Below are 20306 nucleotides of genomic sequence, written 5' to 3'. Positions count from 1 at the left end.
ATGTATACTGTTTTTAATCCTGTAGCTACTTATCGTGTTCAGTTCCATAAAGGATTTACCTTCAAAGATGCACTGCAATTAGTTCCTTATTGGCAAGCTTTGGGTGTAAAAAGTCTTTATGCATCTCCCATTTTCGAAGCGGTGCCTGGAAGTACCCATGGATATGATGTCATAAACCCGCTTACAGTAAATCCGGAAATAGGAACGCTCGATGAATTGCGAACACTCACGGCAAAATGTAAAGCGCATGGACTTGCGTGGATACAAGATATTGTTCCTAATCATATGGCTTTTCATGATGCAAACACTTGGCTAATGGATGTTATGGAAAAGGGGACTAACTCGCCCTTTGCCAATGTGTTTGATACCGGGCTCGGTAATGTTTTTTTTCAGGGAGCTATTATGGTGCCCTTCTTAGGGTCGACTTTAGAAAAAGCCATCGATCAAAAGGAAATTAAATTGGTATGGAAGAAAAGCAAATTATGGTTAGCTTACTATGATCAGCTTTATCCTGTAAACTTGAATGCCTATCGAGCAATAATGGATCGTTTACTCAAACGCAGTCCAAATGAAGCAAAATCAGCGAAAAGTGCTTTGGATAAAGCAGAACAAACAAGAAAAGGGAGTGCGTCGGGGTTCGAAACATCATGGCTGAACTTTTTGGATGAATGGAATAAATATACGCAAGCGCCGGGAGTGCAAAGCCGATTGAAACGTTTACTTGAGCAGATAAATCATGACCAGGAGGCACTCATCGCGGTATGTGAGCAGCAATACTACCGCCTGTGCAGCTGGGAGGAAACGGATTTAAAAATTAATTATCGTCGTTTTTTTACAGTTAATAGTTTGATCTGCACACAAGTGCAACGAGATGATGTATTTACGCTAACACATCAATTCATAAAACAAATGGTTGACGAGGCCTGCTTTCAAGGCTTGCGTGTAGACCATATTGACGGACTTTTCGATCCGGAAAAGTATTTGTACGATTTAAGAAAGCTTGTAGGACCTGAGGTATACATTGTTGTTGAAAAGATTCTTGAAGATAAGGAGAAGCTTCCGGCCGTCTGGCCTATCCAAGGGACTTCCGGCTACGATTATTTAGCCCTTTCAAACAAACTTTTCACCGCAGACAGGGAACGTGCTTTCAATAAAATTTACAACCAAGTGGTTGGTCGTCATAACGATGATATTTGTCAACAGACGATAGAAAAGAAGTCTTATATTTTGCACCAACATATGCAGGGTGAGGCCGCCAATCTATTTGAATTTTTTCGACGGTCTAAGTTTTTATCGGATGTGGAACTCGAATCGCTTGATGTTACCCTGCTGAAAGAAGCGATCTCTTCCATCCTAATTTTTTGTCCAGTCTATAGATTTTATGGTAACAGCTTTCCATTAGAGTCAAGCGAAAGAAAGCAATTAAAAGCACTTTTTCAGGCTATTCGAGCTAACAAGCCAAATCTCATTGCTGCGCTTGACGTTTTGGAAGAACTCCTGTTGACAGTGCCGAAAAACAATAATAAACGTTTTAACGAGCGGCTATTATATTTTTATCAACGACTCATGCAGTTTTCCGGCCCTTTGATGGCAAAAGGTGTGGAAGATACGCTGATGTATACGTATAACCGCTTTATCGGCCACAATGAAGTGGGGAGTTCGTTGTCAACTTTCGGGTTTTCAAAGAAAGCTTTCCATATGGAGATGGAAGAACGGCAGCGACATTGGCCGCTGGCCATGAACGGAACAGCCACGCATGATACCAAGCGCGGAGAGGATGCGCGGGCTAGACTGCAAGCATTGAGCTGTTTGCCCAAAAAATGGCAGACAACGGTATCGAATCTGGAGAATGCGGTAAAGTCAAGGCAGATCGTCGTTCCTGAAGTGAATGACCGCTATTTTATTTATCAAACGTTATTGGCGACTTATCCACTCATTGAAGAAGAACGTGAGGATTATCCTACAAGGTTATCAGCCTATCTGGAAAAGGCACTAAGAGAAGGGAAAGTGCATAGCGATTGGGCGGAACCAGATCAGGAATACGAAGAAAAGTGTATTAATTTTGCTCTTTCCATGCTCGATGAGGAAGCAGGTTTATGGCCGCTATGGGCATCGCTATTGGAAGAAGTGGATAGGTATGGAATGCTTAATTCACTGGGACAGGTATTGTTAAAAACAACAGCTCCGGGAGTCCCGGATTTTTACCAAGGTGCGGAATACCAAGACCTTAGTTTTGTTGATCCCGACAACAGACGCAAGGTTGACTACAAGCTACGCTACCGATTTTTAAAGTCGATTGAGAAGAAAGATATTGATTTGCTCACATATTGGCGCGAACATCCCAATGGCAATATAAAAATGGCGATGATCGTAAAGCTGCTCCATTATCGATCACAGCACGCTAAGTTGTTTGAGCAAGGACTTTATTTGCCATTGAAGGTTAGAGGGCGGTATCGGAATCATATACTAGCTTTTTGTCGTCGATTCGGCCAACAATGGAGTATTGCCATTATCCCTTTATATATCGCTGAGTTATGTATAGATCAAGCTTGTCCAATTGAGGATATTAACTGGAAAGACACCAGGATCGACTGGCCTGAAGATATTCCCATCGATTTTGTTGATGTATTAAATAATGAAAATGGACAAGTAGAGCGGGCGCTGCATTTGGCTGATCTGTTTAGGAACCGTTTGCCGCTAACAGTTTTGCATGTAAATGGAAGTGAGAAAACGCGAGCCGCTGGCATTTTGTTGTCGCTCACTTCTCTCCCCTCTGCGTTCGGTATAGGCGATTTAGGGCCAGAGGCTCAACGCTTTGCTTCACAGCTTTCGCGTGCGGGCCAACGCTTTTGGCAGTTACTTCCATTAAATCCTACCGGAGCGAAGGAATATTATTCTCCTTACAGCGCTTATTCGGTATTTGCAGGGAACCCGATTTTAATCAGCCCGGAAGTATTGGTTCAAAAAGGCTTACTAACGGTTAAGGAATTGGCAGATGCAAGGCTACCTATGCATTCCCAAGTCTCGTATGATGAAGTTTCAGCAAGCAAACAAAAGCTGCTTCATGCAGCATTTTTACGCTTTATTGAAGGGAAGCGAAATAGCTATCAGGAAGGCTTTGAGCGTTTCATGCGGACTGAGCGTGATTGGTTAGATGATTTTGCAATGTATCTCTTACTGAAAAAACAGCAAGAGGGACAACCTTGGTATAAGTGGCCCGATAAATTGAAATTACGAGATAGACAAACCCTCGCTGATCTTGCAAAGAAGTATAAGGTGGACCTCTTGGAGCTGAAATGGCAACAATATGAATTTTTTAACGAGTGGAAAGTTCTGAAAGCACAATGCGAAGCATTGTCAATCCAATTGTTGGGTGATCTTCCGATATATGTTAATTACGATTCAGTTGATGTTTGGACCAACCGGCACCTGTTTAATTTAGGCGAGAACGGAAACTTGCGCGGAGTTGCCGGCGTACCTCCCGATTACTTTAATGCCGAAGGACAGCTATGGGGAATGCCAACCTTTAACTGGAAAGCCCACGAGCAAGAGAAGTATGCTTGGTGGCTAACCAGATTTAAAAAAAATCTCGAGTGGTATCATTCCATTCGTTTAGATCATTTCAGAGCTTTCTATGATTATTGGGAAGTCCCGGCATCTAAAGAAAATGCCGTGGAGGGCACTTGGAAAATTGGGCCACGTGAGAAACTCTTTAAATTAGTGAAAGAAAAGCTTGGAGCCGTTGCGTTAATAGCTGAAGACTTGGGCGATATAAGTCCAGGCGTCTACGAACTGCGAGACCGGCTTGGTCTCCCGGGGATGCGGGTTTTACAGTTCGCTTTTGGAGAGGATGCGCCTTACTCGCTTCATATTCCTCATCAGTATTCGATAAACAGTGTTGTTTATACAGGCACACACGATAACAACACGGTCGTTGGCTGGTACCAGGAAGAGCTTGATCGAGCAGGAAAAGATCGCTTGCAGTATTATCAAGGTCATAAGGTTAAGGGCGCTAACATCCATGAAGAAATGATCAGAATGGCTTATGCCTCTGTCGCTAAGTTGGCTATTATCCCTATGCAAGATGTGCTTGGCTTGGGCAAAGAGGCAAGAATGAATACACCGGCAACAACAGGAATAAATTGGAAGTGGCGGCTTTTAGACAATCAATTCCGCTTAAAGCATATTAAATGGCTCAGAGAACTTGCTAAAACATACGCCCGGTAAGCGTGCAAATATTAGGCAGGAGAAAAATAAATCGTTGATAATAAGTGGGCTATTGCGAAGGTTTGGAAATAATTTAAATTTTTTTTTGAATTATAAATCTTAGATGTATTTTTGCAGTCCCGAAACGGAGAAAGCAATGATGGCCCGTTCGTCTAGGGGTTAGGACGCAAGATTTTCATTCTTGAAACAGGGGTTCGATTCCCCTACGGGCTACCTCAGGGGAAAGATTCAAACTAAACGAATCTTTCCCCTTTTTTAATGCACCTAATTCGTTGTTGATCAGTAAAATAAGCGATAGCGCTTCATTAAGTCGGGCGGTTCGATGTTTGGTTCCGTCAAAGCACAAATTTTCGGGGTACATCGAACCAATAATTCTACGCTTCCCTTCAATATCTGCCTCCATATAGTGTTTATCGATATTTGAGTATATTTCTACTACTTCATCTAATAAGGTTTTTATTATTTTTATATTCTGGGATTTGCTTGGGAGATCCGCCAATAGTGCTTCCAGTTTTTTTAGTTCTTCACTACACTCCATTTTAATGATCTTAAAATCCTTACCATCGATTTCATCTTTCATTAATTTTTTTCTAGCATTAGATAAAATAGCCTCTTGTTCTTCAATTTTTTTAAACAACAGGGCACGTTCATCTAGTTCCTCGCGATTAGATGAATGATATTCGTCCAGGACAACCATTTTGAAAAGTTCTCCTGTTTCGGGCATGATTTTGTACTTTAACAACTCCCTTTCAAAGTATCTGTTCACTTCTTCTGCCTTAAATCTACAGCCACAAGCTGAGGAAGAACAGTGATAATAATAATAGTGCCGATGACGTCCTTTTGACGCACTTCCGGTTAACATTCTGCTACAATTAGGACATTGAAGAAATCCTCTTAACGGTAACATTTCTTTGGAAATCACTTTTGTCGCAACCGAGCGTTTATTGCCATTCAGTACATCCTGAACCTTATAGAAGAGTGCTTCCGATATTATTGGTTGATGCTGCCCCTTCACAAAGTCTATTTCATCGTCCTTGTGAGGAGGAACAATAACAACACCACAATACACCGGATTACGTATAAGTTTCCAAAAATTGTTATGCCCGCATTTTAATCCTTTTTCATTTGCCATTTTGCGAATTTGCTCTGCAACATAAATTCCCTTCGCCAGCTCTTCAAACACCCATTTCATAATAGCGCCCTCTGGTTGTTTGGGCATTATATATTTCTTTCCCTCGGGTGTAACCCTATTGATATACCCCAAAGGGGCTGCTCCCATCCATCTTCCTTCCCGTCTTGCCTTTCTCATTCCATAAAAAACATTTAGTGCCCTCCTGTCATTTTCAACTTCCGGAACTGCCAAATAAATGGCAAGCATCATTTTGTTCTCTGGAATAGACACATCCACAGGTTGCTCAATCGAGTTAACAGTGGCATTTAATGATCTCAACACGCCGATCATTTCATAGGCGGCTTCTATACTACGGCTGAATCTATCCCATTTGACACAAAGTATCTGAACAGCCATTTTACGTTTTTTCTTTAGCTTTATCATCAGCTTTTTCCATTCTGGACGGATAAATGTTTTGGCAGAATGATCTTCACGGATAATGCCTAAAACTTCTATACCGTTCAAAGTACAATATTGTAGGAGTCTGTCCTCCTGCTCTCTCAAAGAATAACCCCGTCTTGCCTGTTCATCTGTGCTTACTCGAATATAAAGGTAGGTTGGTGTCATGGCATTTTTTTTAGTAAACGAATATGCTAATCTTTCCTAAAGTATTGATTAATTGTTAATTTAGCTAAAATATACAAGAAATCCAAAATTATTTTTGATTGGTCTTCGTTGACTTCAACACCATTTTTTCTTAAAATTTTTACCGCGTGCTCAGGTGTTATATTTCTTTTTTCTAACAATCTTTTTGCCATATCATCTTTATATCTATAAAAGACAATGGTGCCAAAAACGTATTTCATCGATTCACAACCTAATAGGTAGTAGCTAAAAATAATAATGACCAGCGGATTCGATGGTAGAACTTTGCGATATTTAGCAACAAAATTCTGTAAAAGAACAACGAAATTATGTAATTTTTTATCTTATTTTTTTATTTACTTTGCAGTGCAGTGAAAAAGATATTTCTTATCATATTGACATTTTTCTATCTCGGTACATCTACCGGTTTTACCATGCATTTGCATTACTGCATGGAAAAACTGATAGACACATCCTTATGGCACGCCCAAGACGATGCGTGTAAAGTATGCGGTATGAGTAAGAAATCGGAAAAGAAAGGTGATTGCTGCAAGGATGAGCATAAACAGGTAAAATTGGATAAACTTCATAAAAGTTCCGAGAACATCTTTTTGGAACTCCAAAAAATCAGTTTCCTGTTACCGAAAATTCCGAATTATATTTCTGATTCCATAACTGTTCCAACGGTAACAGAAGAGAATCCGACAAGCAATTCGCCTCCCACGGCGATCAGGACACTGTTATACCTCAAAAACCAAGTTTTCCGAATTTAGTATTTAATTCCACTTCTTTTTTTCGATCTCATCGGAGGCTCGAACGGGATGGCATTTCTGTATGCCCTTAATAACGATTTTTAAACATCTAATTCTTTTTATTATGAAATCTATCAGATTAATGCTAGTAGCTAGTATGGCTATCATTGGTACCGCTGTATACGGTCAGGAAAAAAACACATCTTTTAAAGTTTACGGCAATTGTGAAATGTGCAAAAAACGCATCGAAAAAGCCGCCAACATCGAGGGCGTAGAAAGTGCAAACTGGAATGTCGACACAAAAATGATGGCCCTAGCTTTCAATGCAGGCAAAGTGTCCGAAAAAGATGTGCAAAAGCAAATCGCTAAGGCCGGGCATGATACACAGGATATCTCTGCACCGAATACTGCCTATAATAAGCTGCCAGGATGTTGTCAATACGACCGCAAAGATACATCTCAAGACGGACATAAAGGACATCAACAGGAAAAACCACAACAACACAATCACTAAACAATAAAATTATTGAAAATGAAGAATCTAATTTTTGGTCTGATGGCTATTGCAGCCTTCACATTCGCGGCATGTAATTCAAACTCAGAAAAGGAAGCCGATAATCACCAAAGCATGGAAAACGCGGAACATCAAACAGCCGACGGAAATGCAAATATTAAGGAAATCAAGGCCAGCTTTACAGACGTGGATCCCAAAGTGGCCTCATCCATCAAGCAGATCATCGATCATTATATCCATGTAAAAACGGCCCTCTCCAATGATGATGATAAAGAAGCCGCAAGTGGCAGCGAAGCAATGGCCGCAGTCATGGGTCAATTAGATAAATCTGCCCTGACGGCGGAACAAGCAGCATTGTATAACCAAAATGAAGCTGATCTGAAGGAGCACGCAGAACACATTGCGGAAAATGTGGGCAATATCAAGCATCAACGCGAGCATTTTGTGATGATGAGCGAAGACATATACGCACTGGTTAAAGGCTTCGGAGCAGGACGAACACTTTACAATGCACATTGTCCGATGGCTAGCGATAATGAGGGAGCTATGTGGCTTACAGAAGCGAATGAGATAAGAAATCCATATTTCGGAAGTAAAATGCTTAAATGTGGATCTGTGAAGGAAGTTATCAATTAATTTTAGTTTAGCCCGTAAGTGTATACGGGCTACTTTCACGCTGCTTCTTTATTATAAATTAACTCACAAATCAGTTTCCGCAGCAAAATTACTTTATCGATATGGTACATAAAGTTATCGAGTGGTCGTTACACAACCGTTTTATTGTACTGATGTTAAGCCTGGGCATATTTGTCTGGGGGGTAATATCGGTAAAAAAGAATCCCATTGATGCCATTCCAGATCTGTCTGAAAATCAGGTAATCGTATTTACCGAATGGATGGGAAGGGCTCCGCAATTGATCGAGGACCAAATCACTTATCCCCTGGTTACAAACCTGCAGGGATTGCCCCGCATAAAATACGTTCGGGGAAGCTCAATGTTCGGTATGAGCTTTATTTATGTCATTTTTGACGACGATGTCGATATCTACTGGGCACGTGAACGTGTATTGGAACGGCTGAGTACTGTTTCCAGTGCCTTACCTACAGGTGCAGCCCCGCAGCTCGGTCCGGATGGAACGGGTGTGGGACATATTTTATGGTATACCTTAGATGCACCTAAACTGGATCTTGGAGAACAGCGAGCTGTACAGGACTGGTACATTAAGTTTGCTTTGCAAAATGTTCAGGGAGTAAGTGAGATAGCTTCCTTCGGTGGTTTTCAGAAGCAATACCAGGTTACAGTTGATCCCAACAGACTGCTCTATTATAAATTATCTGTACCTGACGTGATCAATGCGGTGCGAACGAACAATAACGAAAGCGGTGGACGAAAATTCGAAATGAGCGACATCGGCTACATTATCAAAACAAACGGTTACCTGCAATCTATAGAAGAAATTGAAAACATACCAGTTGCCAACCAGAATGGAAATCCTATCAAAGTATCGGATATTGGCACGGTACAAATGACCGGCGAGGCACGATTGGGTATTTTTGATCAGGACGGAGAGGGCGAGCGTGTCGGTGGAATTGTTGTTATGCGTTACGGCGAGAATGCCGCCGAAGTGATCGATCGCATTAAGCTGAAAATGAAAGAGGTTGCAAAAGGACTCCCCGAAGGTGTCAAGTTTGATATTGTGTATGACCGCGGAGAGTTGATAAAGGAGTCGGTCGAATCAATAAAACGCACCTTGATAGAAGAGATGATCGTTGTTTCCATAGTGGTGATCATCTTCCTTTTCCACTGGAGAAGCGCCCTCAGTATCATTATCCAGATACCGATCACATTGGCCGTCAGCTTTATATTACTCAACGCTTTCGGAATTTCATCCAATATCATGTCATTGACCGGTATCGCTCTAGCTATAGGCGTCATTGTAGATAATGGTATTATCATGAGCGAAAATGCATATAAACATTTGTCAGAGCGATATGTGCAGTGGGAATCATCCAATAAAAAGTCCAGCGAGATATAAGATGAACCGTCCATGTTTAAAATTTCATTTTTATCACACAGGGGAATGTAAATTTTAAAAATGGTAAGCTCCATCTGATCAATGGATTAAAATTATTTACAGATGAAAAAATTGAAAAATATATTCAAAAGATCACCTCAATGGATTTCTGATGAAGAAAGAATAAAGGTTATCGAAAAGAGTAGCAAACAGGTCAGTCGAGGCGTCTTTTTTGCAACCGTTATCATTATAACCTCGTTTTTGCCTGTTTTTATGTTGACTGGACAGGAAGGAAAACTTTTTCATCCATTAGCTTACACCAAAACCTTCATCATGATTGTTGATGCATTTTTGGTTATTACACTGGCCCCTGTGTTGATCTCCTTTTTTATGAAAGGGAAGTTCAGGCCAGATAACGCAAATCCCGTCAACCGTTTTCTCAGCAGAATCTACGAACCGATTATCCGGAAGGTATTAAAATGGAGGAAAACGACTATAGCCATTAATGTTATCGCTCTTTTAATAACGATTCCATTACTTAAGAACTTGGGTACCGAGTTTATGCCACCTTTGGATGAACAAAGCATCCTCTTCATGCCTGTTACGCTTCCAGATATAAGCAACAGCGAAGCGAAACGCATATTACAGGTCCAGGATAAAATCATTAAGAGTGTTCCAGAAGTAGAAAAGGTGCTCGGCAAGGCTGGTAGGGCAAGTACTTCAACGGATAACTCTCCTATCAGTATGATCGAGACCATTATTATGCTCAAACCTAAAAGTCAGTGGAGAGACGGCATAACGAAGCAGGATATCATTGACGAATTGGATAAAAAGCTTCAGATTCCGGGTGTTGTAAACGGCTGGACACAACCGATCATAAACCGGATTAATATGTTGGCGACCGGAATCCGTACCGATGTGGGGATTAAAGTTTATGGGCAGCAATTGGACAGCATAGCATCGGTATCTGAACGTGTCAAAAACGCACTGGAGGGGATTCCGGGTGTACAGGATTTATACGTAGAGCCTATTACAGGTGGAAAATACCTGAATATAGATATTGACCGATCAGCACTGGGCCGTTACGGTTTAACCGTCGATGATATTAATCAAACCGTCGAATCGGCCTTAGGAGGTGCGCCTATCGGACAGACCATCGAAGGCCGTCGGAGATTTAGCATAAACGTTAGACTAAGTCAGGATTATAGAAACAGCATTGCAAAAATCGAAAGAATTCCTCTTAAGAGCCAGTCATTCGGAGAGGTTCCGTTGAATTCTGTTGCAAACGTCAAGTTTGAAGCGGGTCCTCCTATGATCACGTCCGACAATGCGCTGCTGCGGGGTGCAGTAATGTTCAATGTTCGTGACAGGGATCTGGGAAGTACGGTTAAGGAAGCTATTGACAAAATCAACGGCAGTCAGGGATTAATGCCGGACGGCTATTTCCTTGAATGGAGCGGACAGTACGAAAATCTGATCAGGGGGCAGCAAACACTGTTATGGATTGCACCCATTGTGTTCGTGATTATATTTTTCGCCTTATATTTTGCCTTTCATTCGCTACGGGAGGCGTTTCTAAGCCTTGTGACGATACCGTTCGCACTGATCGGTGGCGCTTATATGATTTATTTCTGGGGAGTCAATCTTTCCGTAGCCGTAGCAGTGGGATTTATAGCCCTGTTCGGGATTGCAGTAGAAACAGGTATCGTCATGGTAATCTATCTTAACGATGCCATGCAGCAATTGGTCAAACTGAAAGGCAACAGTAGCGATACCATAACCAAAGAAGATTTAAGGGAATATGTAGTACATGGTGCCGCAAAACGCCTCAGACCAAAATTAATGACGGTAAGTGTCGCGTTGTTCGGTTTAGTGCCTGTACTATGGGCAAATGGTGTAGGGATCGATGTTATGCAACCTATTGTACTTCCGATGATTGGAGGGGTGCTGACATCTTCTACGCATATCCTATTAGTCACTCCGTTGATATTCCTGATGACAAAAGAATATGAATTACGTAAATACGGAAAATTGGAAATATACGATGCAAACCATTAAGAAATTACTATTTATCCTCGTTTTATATCCTGTTTTCACTTACGGGCAAGACACATCTGTGCTACGGTTAGATACTATACTGAAACGCATTGATGAGCAAAATGAGCAGCTGAAATCTTATTCGTTGAAAGCGGAAGGATTTCAGTATAGCGCAAAGGCGGCCACTTCATGGATGGCTCCAATGGTTGGTGTGGGAACGTTTATGACACCATATCCGGGGCAGGAAATTATGTCGGATAGCGATAAAGGATCGCTTATGCTTCAATTTGAACAGGATATTCCAAACCCATCAAAACTAAGGGGAAAACGGGATTTCATTGCCTCACAGGGAAGGTCGGAACTTGAATCAAGAAAAGTTAAGCTCAACGAATTATATGCACAGGCTAAAATGCTTTATTATAGCTGGTTAATCGCCGAAAAGCGTATCAATATACTCAGAGAAAATGTAGTATTGATAAAAACCATGAAGGAAATAGAAGGTATTCGCTATGAATATAACAGGTCTTCCCTAGGTAGCGTATTTAAAGCAGATGCACGCATTGAAGACACTGAGAACATGATCCGTATGCAGGAAGGGGAAATTGCCAAAGCCCGTGCATGGCTCAATAGCTTAATGAACCAGCCGGGAAATACCTTGTTTGCCGTTGACACAACTTTTTTTCCGGTATTTACGCCTCAGGCAAGTTTGGACACTTCCATTCTGGCCACAAGAAGAAAGGATATTACTAAAATGGATGCGGATATAGAAAGTATGCGACTGAACATACAATCTATGAAAAAGGAGTCAAAACCGGATTTTAAAATCCGGTTTGACCATATGTCTCCGCTGGGAAAAATGATGCCGAACGCTTATAGTATAATGGGAATGGTCAGTATACCAATAGCTCCCTGGAGCAGTAAAATGTACAAAAACGAAGTAAAAGCGATGGAACTGAATGTACAGGCAATGCAAAAAGAAAGAACCGGCATGTTGGTGGAAAGTCAGGGGATGCTATATGGAATGCAGTACGAAATACAAAATATGCAGAAGCAGATCAGCGCTATCGAAGAAAAAGTAATTCCATCGTTGAACCGTGCACTTGATGCAAATTTTCAGGCCTACCAAGAAAATAAACAGGAGATCACCGTGGTAATCAATGACTGGGAAGCTGTAACAATGATGAGAAATTCGTTATTGGACGAAAAACTTAAACTGTACAAAATGATTGTAGATTATGAGAAAGAACTTTATAAATAGCAGTATGGTGTTTTTTTGCCTAGCGGCTCTGATTGTTGGTTGCCGGCATGGCAAATCGGATAAGGTTCCAGATAAAGGACATGATCGGCATGGCGAGTCTCCTATCGATACCGCTCTTCAATCGTTATTAAAGCCGGTAAATGAGCGGATAAAAGCCAACATATCGACAATTACTGCCGATAGCGGCATACAGGTTTTTATGGTTGAAGTTCCCGGTAAAGTGACGTTTGATAACAGGAATAATACATCGATCAGCGCCCGTGTTGGAGGAAGAATAGAAAAGCTATATATAAAGTATAACTATCAACCTGTTAGGCGCGGCCAATTGATCATGCAAATATACTCACCTGAGCTAGTTTCGGCACAACGTGAAATATTGCTTTTGAGTGAAAGTAAGGATACAAATCAGCAATTGTACAATAAGGCAATCAACAAGCTTCGTTTTCTCGGTTTGACACAGCAGCAGATTAACAGCATATTGCAAACAGGCCGACCAAACTACAAGGTTTCCATTTATAGCCCTGTTGACGGCTACATCTTGGAAAAAGGCACCACCCCTGCTCCTGTTACGGCGGTAGTTTCGACTCCCGGCACGGAAGACGGCATGGGGGGTATGTCGGGGGGAGATGCCATGTCTCAAGGTAGCACGAATGAACCTTCAACGGCAAAAACCACCACCAGCCCAATAATGCTACGGGAAGGACAATACATCAGCGTGGGTCAGGGATTGTTCAATATTTATACCAACAAGGATCTGATTGCAGAATTTTCCATTTCACCCAGGCTGGCTCCCATGGTCAAACTAAATGCTAAAATACTCTACAATAGCACTTCAAACCCGGCTAAAAGTTATTTTGATAAAATCGAGCTGCTCGAACCTACCTACCGGGCCGGAGAAAATTTCACACTGGCAAGGGTTTATGGAGCAACTACCAGCCTGCGTGCAGGCGAGTTACTACGCGGAAAAATTCCAACAACTACAACAAATGGTTGGTGGCTTCCCAAACAGGCTGTATTAAAACTAGGCAGTAGATCCATCGTGTTCAAAAAGCAGGGAGACGTTTTTGTTCCTACGGAAGTTAAAAGCGGGGTCACTGTAAATGAACAAGTTCAAATATTAGATAACATCAGCCATTGGTCCGTCGCGGAAAACGCTTATTATCTCGTAGATAGTGAAAGTTTCATCATAACCCAAAAAGACAGTTAATATGAAAAGAATAACTTTTTTGAAGTCAGTACTGTTCACGGTTGTATCGCCGTCCATTATAATTACTGCATGCTCAAAAAAAAAGAAAGATGCGGAAGGGAACGTTTCAGTTAAAACTTATACCTGTCCAATGCATCCCCAGATCGTTCAGAATAAACCAGGGACCTGTCCAATATGTGGTATGGACTTGGTTCCATTCGACAAAAACAACAAAGACAAAGGCCTAACCCTCAGCAAGGATCAACAGGTACTGGCTAACATCACTACAATTATAATCGGGGCTGAAGGATTTGAAGATAACAGTTATTTAAATGGAAAGCTCGTTGTAAATCCCGAACAGACTACATTTATAAGTAGCAGGGTTGCCGGAAGGATCGAGGAACTTTATATAAAAGAAACCGGTATACCGGTCGGAAAAGGACAGGCACTTTATAAAATTTATTCGGAAGACTTACTGACCCTACAAGAGGAATACCTATTGGCCGTTGCACAAGCTACGCAATTCAGTAAGGATAGACGATTTCAGGACATCCTGAAAGCTTCTAAGCAGAAGCTAATTCTATATGGCCAATCCGAAACGCAAATCAAACACCTTGCGGATACAAAAAAGACAGATCCTTACATTATGTATTATGCACCGCAAAGCGGCAAGGTGTCGGAGATTTCTGTTACCGAAGGTCAGTACGTATCGGAAGGCTCGACTTTGCTACAATTAGAAAACTATAATAATTTATGGGTCGAAGCAGATGTATATCCTTCTGAAATTGGTGAAATAAAGGAAGGACAAAAACTAAAAGTAATTGTTGCCGGCTGGGAAAATGATCCGCAGGATATGACCCTTCAGTTTATTACGCCAAACCTCGCAAGCAGCGAGCAAATTTTGCAGATTCGCGGAAGCATTGCCAATCCTGATAATCGTTGGCAACCCGGGATGCAAGCCAATATTATTCTCGCCAAAAAATCATCGTCCGAATATTTATCAATTCCTATAAATGCCGTTATCAATGATGGCGATAGCCGACATGTATGGGTTGCCTTAGATGAAGAACGCTTTGAACCGAGAAAAGTAACCACTGGATTGGAATCCTTCGATAAAGTTGAAATTAGGTCGGGGCTAAAATCGGGTGTTAAATTGGTCGTTACGGGAGCTTATTTATTATATAGCGAGTATGTATTGAAAAAAGGAAAACATCCTTTACAGGAGGCTTAGCCACTTTATTATGTTTTATAATAAACGAGAAAAAAATGGCGGCAGCAGCGAAAATATTTAACTTTAAGTAAATATTCTTATGAACAGATTAAGCAAATCGGTAGTCGTCATTGGAGTTTGTGTACTGTTGGCCGTAGTGATCATACAATTTATTCCAAAAAAGGAAAGGAATAATGGAGCAGCTGGTACAAATGCAATTACCTTTATATATAATGTTCCTCAGAGGGTAGATGCCGTGTTAAAAAAGGCATGCTTTGACTGTCATAGTAACCGTACGGAATATCCGTGGTACAGTAATGTCCAGCCCTTTGCCAAATTTATGGAAAGCCATGTCATTCAGGGAAAAGAGGAACTTAATTTCGATGAATTCGGGTCATATCCACTAAAGAAACAATACAATAAGCTTCGATCTGTCGAAAGTCAATTGAAGGATGGAGCTATGCCGCTAAAGTCGTACACGCTGATTCACCGGGACGCAAGATTAACGAAGGAGGAAGTTGATCTTCTGATCAATTGGTCTAGGGGAACACGAAACAAGATCAATGCTAAATTGTAAAGTATAAACGAAATAAACTATCAGTTATGGAACATTCTCATTCTCAAGGAAACGAGCACACTCGTCACAGCCATCATGACCATAGTCATGATACACATGGACAGGTAGCGCAGCCAAAGCACGGCAACGGAACACAACACGCACACAATCCGCCCATGGGACATGCAGGACACGACCATCATGCCATGATGATCGTTGATTTCCGTAAGCGTTTTTATGTAGTTCTTATACTTACCGTTCCGATACTCGTGCTATCTCACATGATCCAGCAATGGTTGGACATTCATGTCGAATTCCCGGGAGATCGATACGTTCTGGCAGCACTTTCGTCAATAGTATTCTTTTACGGTGGATGGCCTTTCCTTAAAGGGTGGACGGATGAAATGCGCAGTAAAGATCCGGGCATGATGACCCTGATTGGTTTTGCCATCACAGTTGCCTATGGATATAGTGTTGCAACGGTATTCGGATTAGCGGGGATGGACTTTTTCTGGGAGCTGGCAACTTTGATCCTGATTATGCTGTTGGGGCATTGGATCGAAATGAAATCCATCGCCGGTGCCTCCAGGGAGCTTGAATTGCTTGTACAACTGATGCCGGACGAAGCGCATCTGATAACGGGTGACCAGGTCAATGACATCAAAACTGCTGATCTGAAAAAAGGCGATGTCATACTGATCAAACCTGGAGAGAAAGTTGCCGCAGATGGTAGGATAATAGAGGGTGAAAGTTCTTTAAATGAAAGTATGCTTACAGGTGAATCGAAACCCGTGCAGAAGCGGAAAGGAAATGAGGTAATAGCCGGATCCATTAACGGAAACGGAGCCATCAGGATTTCAGTCGCACATGGGGCAGAACAATCTTATTTATCCCAAGTGATTCAACTTGTTCAGGACGCACAGCATTCGAAATCCAAAACGCAGCTCTTGGCCAATAGTGCTGCCAGATGGCTTACCTTGATCGCTATCTTAGCAGGTATCATAACTTTCTCTTACTGGTATTTTGCAGGAGGGAAAGATTTGGCCTTTTCCATCGAGCGTATGGTCACCGTGATTGTCATCTGCTGTCCTCATGCACTTGGTCTAGCGGTTCCCCTAGTAGTTGCCAAATCGACTGCTCAATCCGCTAAAAATGGTTTGTTGATCAAAAATCGTACAGCCTTTGAGAATGCCCGTAAGATAACAACGTTGGTATTCGACAAGACAGGGACATTAACAGTAGGTAAATTTGAGGTATCAAAGGTCGTTAGCTATCAAAGCGACCTGAATGAGCATGCAATACTACGATTTGCTTCGGCTTTAGAACAAAATTCAGAACATCCCATCGCTACAGGTATTATCCAAAAAGTAAAAGACCTTCAAATCGATATCCCAAAAACACAGAATTTCAACGCTATTACCGGTAAAGGAGTGGAAGCTGATGTGGAGGGAAAACACATAAAGGTAGTTAGTCCAGGTTACCTTAAAGAAAATAAACTGGATTTGCCCAGCGAACAGGAGTCGGATGAATCATCCACAGTCGTGTTTGTACTAATTGATGAGGTACCGATCGGCCATATTGCATTGGCCGATATTATACGCCCCGAATCTGCTGATGCTATTCGTAAATTACAAGATCACGATATTAAATCCATCCTGTTAACAGGAGACAATAATAAAGTAGCCGCATCTGTCGCTGAAAAACTCGGTATGAATAGCTTCTTTGCTGAAGTTTTGCCACATCAGAAACTAGAAAAAATCAAGGAACTGCAAACAAGAGGAGAGTATGTGGCGATGACTGGTGATGGTGTCAATGATGCACCCGCACTTGCTCAGGCAGATGTGGGTATTGCCGTTGGCTCAGGATCCGATATAGCGGCGGAAACGGCCGGTATTGTATTGGTAAACAGTAACCCAAAAGATGTCGTTAACCTGATACTTTTTGGAAAAGCTACCTATCGTAAAATGATTCAGAACCTGGCATGGGCCACCGGGTACAACGTTATCGCCTTACCCTTGGCTGCTGGTATACTTTACGGAGAGGGGATTCTTTTGAGCCCTGCCGTTGGAGCCATTCTGATGACTGTGAGTACCGTCGTTGTTGCTATCAATGCCAGTCTATTAAAAGTAGGAAACTGAAATAAAGGATTAAGATCATGAAAAGTAAAAATATAATGAAAATAATATTGGTAGGCTTTCAATTAGCATTTGCTACTATGGTCTCGGCGCAGCATACGCATCCTAATAAAAACACGGTTGACGATCTGCCGCCCCATAAAATGGAAATGGCGGAAGGTCGGGGAAAAACGGTTACCTATCATCTTTATGTGAGCGATACAACGGTCAATTACGCAAACAATAAAGAAGTAAAGGCAATTGCAGTAAACGGGCAGATTCCGGCACCGACGCTTGAATTCACCGAGGGTGATACAGCTGTTATTTTTGTTCATAATAGGCTACATCATCACGAGACCTCCACGCACTGGCACGGTCTATTATTACCCAATATCGAAGACGGTGTTCCTTATCTTACCACCCCACCCATAAAACCGGGTGGCGTTCGGAAATTTGTCTTCCCTTTAAAACAGAGCGGTACCTATTGGTACCACTCCCATACGATGCTACAGGAACAGAGTGGGTTATATGGGCCTATTTTAATACACCCCAGAAAGGATACACATCCCATTGATCACGATGTAGTTCTACTATTGTCGGACTGGACGAATGAAAATCCTTCGGAAGTTCACCGCACACTCCGACGTAACGATCCCGCAAGTGAGTGGTATACCATCAGAAAGGGTTATGCGCAAAGCCTTGATAAACTGATTTCGCACGGGTCTTATTTTCAAAGGGTAAAAAGTGCCTGGACAAGGATGCCTGCGATGGATCTGTCCGATGTCTATTACGATGCCTTTCTGGTAAACGGAAAACGTTCCATTGATCTGTCGCAATATAAGCCGGGCGACCGTCTTCGGGTAAGGGTGATCAATGGTTCCTCTTCCACTTATTTTTATCTGAATTATGGAGGAGGAAAAATACGCCTTATAGCCGCAGACGGCTTGGATGTTACGCCTATTTCCATTGATAGAATATTGATCGGAACAGCAGAAACATACGATTTCCTCATTACGGTACCATCTGATGGCGCATACGAATTGCGCGCAACTCCCCAGGATGTTTCCGGCTCTACCTCCGTTTATATCGGCTCAGGCGAGAAATTTAAGGCTGGGAACATTCCCAAACCAGATGTATGGGATATGGACAAAATGATGATGGATATGACCGTAAACTTTCCGGGACGTATGAAAATGAAAGGCATGGATCATGGATCAATGGAAAATATGGATACGGAAGGCATGGATATGGGCGGTATGGAAGAAAAAAACAAGACTCCAAAAAAAGTTTCACAGGAAAAACAGTCTCCCAACGATAACCAAGATTCCGGTCATGACATGAAGATGGATGACGAAATGAATAGGAAGGATTCCTTACAAAAACAGGACCACAGTGGGCACAAGATGGGGAGCAAGGATATGGGGAAAATGAAAATGGAACAGGACAGCACCGATCATACGGCACATGGGCAGCATATGAAAGAAGCCCAGCCCAGCGAAAAAGTAGATCATTCTATGCATGGCGAAATGACCGGCCATCAGGTGGGACCGGATTCAACGGCAGAGGTGGTGTTTAACTACGATATGTTGAGGGCATTGGAGAAAACTACCTTTGATCCTGTGCGTCCAAAAAAGAATTATCATCTTACACTGACGGGCAATATGTACCGCTACGTGTGGTCGATCAATAAAAAAGTGCTTTCCGAAGCCGATATGATCAACATAAAAAAGGGAGAAGTTGTACAGTTCACCTTGGAGAACACTACGATGATGAATCACCCTATGCATTTGCATGGCCACTTCTTCAGGGTGCTGAATAAAAATGGAGATTATTCTCCTCTTAAACATACAGTAGACGTTCCGCCAATGACCAGCGTAACCATTGAGTTTGCTGCGGACGAGGAAAAGGACTGGTTCTTTCATTGTCATATCCTGTACCATATGATGAGCGGTATGGCACGCATTGTCCATTATGAAGGAAGCGAACGTGACACCGCATTGGCTAATGCCCCGCTGAAGAATTTATTTAAGGAAGATCGGCAGTGGTTCCTTTACGGAAGCCTTGCCGCCAAAAGCCACATGAGTGAATTGCAGGCAAATTATTTCAACTCCCGAAATGCTTTTCGTCTGGAAGCAAATGCCAATTACGAAGGACAGTACGAAGCAGAAGTGTCATATGAACGGTACCTGAATGATTGGTTAAGGCCCTATATTGGTTTTCGCGGGTTACAGCAGAAATACTATAACGTATTTAACGGTAAACAAATTTTTGAGCAGGATTATGAACTGCCGGTGCTCGGTTTTAGGTATACGTTACCATTTTTTATTGAAGCAGATGTAAGTGTAAACATGAAGGGACGTGTACGGGGTGAGCTTGAAGGCGAACAATGGCTACTTCCCAAGATGTTCTTTAATTGGCGTGTGAATACCGATAAAGAATACCATTTAGACCTTGAATATATGCTCGCGAAAAAGCTATCCCTTTCAGCGGGATATGACTCAAGGTACCGTTGGGGAGGAGGCTTATTGGTAAGATTTTAGTTTTTAGTACAGTGATTATTTCATGTGATGCCTCCAAACAGAAGGCATCACACTTTTAGTTAAAAAATTATGTAAGCTTTTCTCGGAATCATGTAAAGAGTCGGGCCACGACCTTGTCTACCTTTGTAATATCAGAATCAA

The 20306-nt window shown here is 42.0% G+C and carries 14 protein-coding genes and 1 tRNA gene; 13 read left to right on the top strand and 2 right to left on the bottom strand.

The window, feature by feature from the left end; all coding sequences use genetic code 11:
• Together treY and ACH11B_RS01680 are read left to right on the top strand one after the other, a co-directional pair.
• The gene (treY, locus tag ACH11B_RS01685) at positions 1 to 4227 is read left to right on the top strand and encodes a malto-oligosyltrehalose synthase (RefSeq protein ID WP_377612110.1); all 4227 of its coding nucleotides are present in this window, start codon (positions 1 to 3) and stop codon (positions 4225 to 4227) included.
• Between the two features lie 141 nt (positions 4228 to 4368).
• A tRNA-Glu gene (locus ACH11B_RS01680) sits at positions 4369 to 4440 on the top strand.
• Here ACH11B_RS01680 and ACH11B_RS01675 read toward each other — a convergent pair.
• Together ACH11B_RS01675 and ACH11B_RS01670 are read right to left on the bottom strand one after the other, a co-directional pair.
• Complete coding sequence (locus ACH11B_RS01675) at positions 4403 to 5965, bottom strand: recombinase family protein (protein WP_377612135.1); 1563 nt, start codon at positions 5963 to 5965, stop codon at positions 4403 to 4405. The genes ACH11B_RS01680 and ACH11B_RS01675 overlap by 38 nt on opposite strands.
• A 26-nt stretch (positions 5966 to 5991) precedes the next feature.
• Positions 5992 to 6204 carry a hypothetical protein gene (locus tag ACH11B_RS01670; RefSeq protein WP_377612108.1) on the bottom strand — a complete coding sequence of 71 codons (213 nt, stop codon included), beginning with the start codon at positions 6202 to 6204 and terminating at the stop codon, positions 5992 to 5994.
• Between the two features lie 150 nt (positions 6205 to 6354).
• Here ACH11B_RS01670 and ACH11B_RS01665 point away from each other — a divergent pair, with 150 nt between their 5' ends.
• From ACH11B_RS01665 to ACH11B_RS01615, 11 genes are all read left to right on the top strand, one after another.
• On the top strand, positions 6355 to 6756 hold the full coding sequence (locus ACH11B_RS01665; RefSeq protein ID WP_377612106.1) for an HYC_CC_PP family protein: 402 nt from the start codon (positions 6355 to 6357) through the stop codon (positions 6754 to 6756).
• A 103-nt stretch (positions 6757 to 6859) separates the two neighbouring features.
• Positions 6860 to 7249, top strand: coding sequence for a heavy-metal-associated domain-containing protein (locus ACH11B_RS01660; protein ID WP_377612104.1), 390 nt, complete (start codon positions 6860 to 6862; stop codon positions 7247 to 7249).
• A gap of 18 nt (positions 7250 to 7267) precedes the next feature.
• On the top strand, positions 7268 to 7885 hold the full coding sequence (locus tag ACH11B_RS01655; protein ID WP_377612102.1) for a DUF3347 domain-containing protein: 618 nt from the start codon (positions 7268 to 7270) through the stop codon (positions 7883 to 7885).
• 101 nt (positions 7886 to 7986) lie between these two features.
• On the top strand, positions 7987 to 9285 hold the full coding sequence (locus ACH11B_RS01650; RefSeq protein ID WP_377612100.1) for an efflux RND transporter permease subunit: 1299 nt from the start codon (positions 7987 to 7989) through the stop codon (positions 9283 to 9285).
• A gap of 102 nt (positions 9286 to 9387) precedes the next feature.
• Positions 9388 to 11322, top strand: a complete 1935-nt coding sequence (locus ACH11B_RS01645; RefSeq protein WP_377612098.1) for an efflux RND transporter permease subunit — start codon at positions 9388 to 9390, stop codon at positions 11320 to 11322.
• A complete protein-coding gene (locus ACH11B_RS01640; RefSeq protein ID WP_377612096.1) occupies positions 11273 to 12559 on the top strand; it encodes a TolC family protein in 1287 nt (428 codons plus the stop codon). The genes ACH11B_RS01645 and ACH11B_RS01640 overlap by 50 nt, the downstream gene beginning before the upstream one ends.
• Positions 12537 to 13766 (top strand): efflux RND transporter periplasmic adaptor subunit, encoded by a 1230-nt coding sequence (locus ACH11B_RS01635; protein ID WP_377612094.1) that lies wholly within the window; start codon positions 12537 to 12539, stop codon positions 13764 to 13766. Before ACH11B_RS01640 ends, ACH11B_RS01635 begins: the two co-directional genes overlap by 23 nt.
• A 1-nt stretch (position 13767) precedes the next feature.
• Entirely contained in the window at positions 13768 to 14976 is a 1209-nt protein-coding gene (locus ACH11B_RS01630; protein ID WP_377612092.1) for an efflux RND transporter periplasmic adaptor subunit, read from the top strand.
• Between the two features lie 79 nt (positions 14977 to 15055).
• Entirely contained in the window at positions 15056 to 15532 is a 477-nt protein-coding gene (locus ACH11B_RS01625; RefSeq protein ID WP_377612090.1) for a heme-binding domain-containing protein, read from the top strand.
• A 26-nt stretch (positions 15533 to 15558) separates the two neighbouring features.
• Positions 15559 to 17649, top strand: a complete 2091-nt coding sequence (locus tag ACH11B_RS01620; RefSeq protein ID WP_377612088.1) for a copper-translocating P-type ATPase — start codon at positions 15559 to 15561, stop codon at positions 17647 to 17649.
• 35 nt (positions 17650 to 17684) lie between these two features.
• Complete coding sequence (locus ACH11B_RS01615) at positions 17685 to 20165, top strand: multicopper oxidase domain-containing protein (protein ID WP_404274005.1); 2481 nt, start codon at positions 17685 to 17687, stop codon at positions 20163 to 20165.
• The last annotated feature ends 141 nt before the right edge of the window (positions 20166 to 20306 follow it).

It is taken from the genome of Olivibacter sp. EAT-5, assembly GCF_044784325.1.
GTDB classification, from domain to species: domain Bacteria; phylum Bacteroidota; class Bacteroidia; order Sphingobacteriales; family Sphingobacteriaceae; genus Olivibacter; species Olivibacter oleidegradans.
Note: the sequence above shows the minus strand (reverse complement) of the source record. Positions and strands in the feature narration are given on the sequence as shown.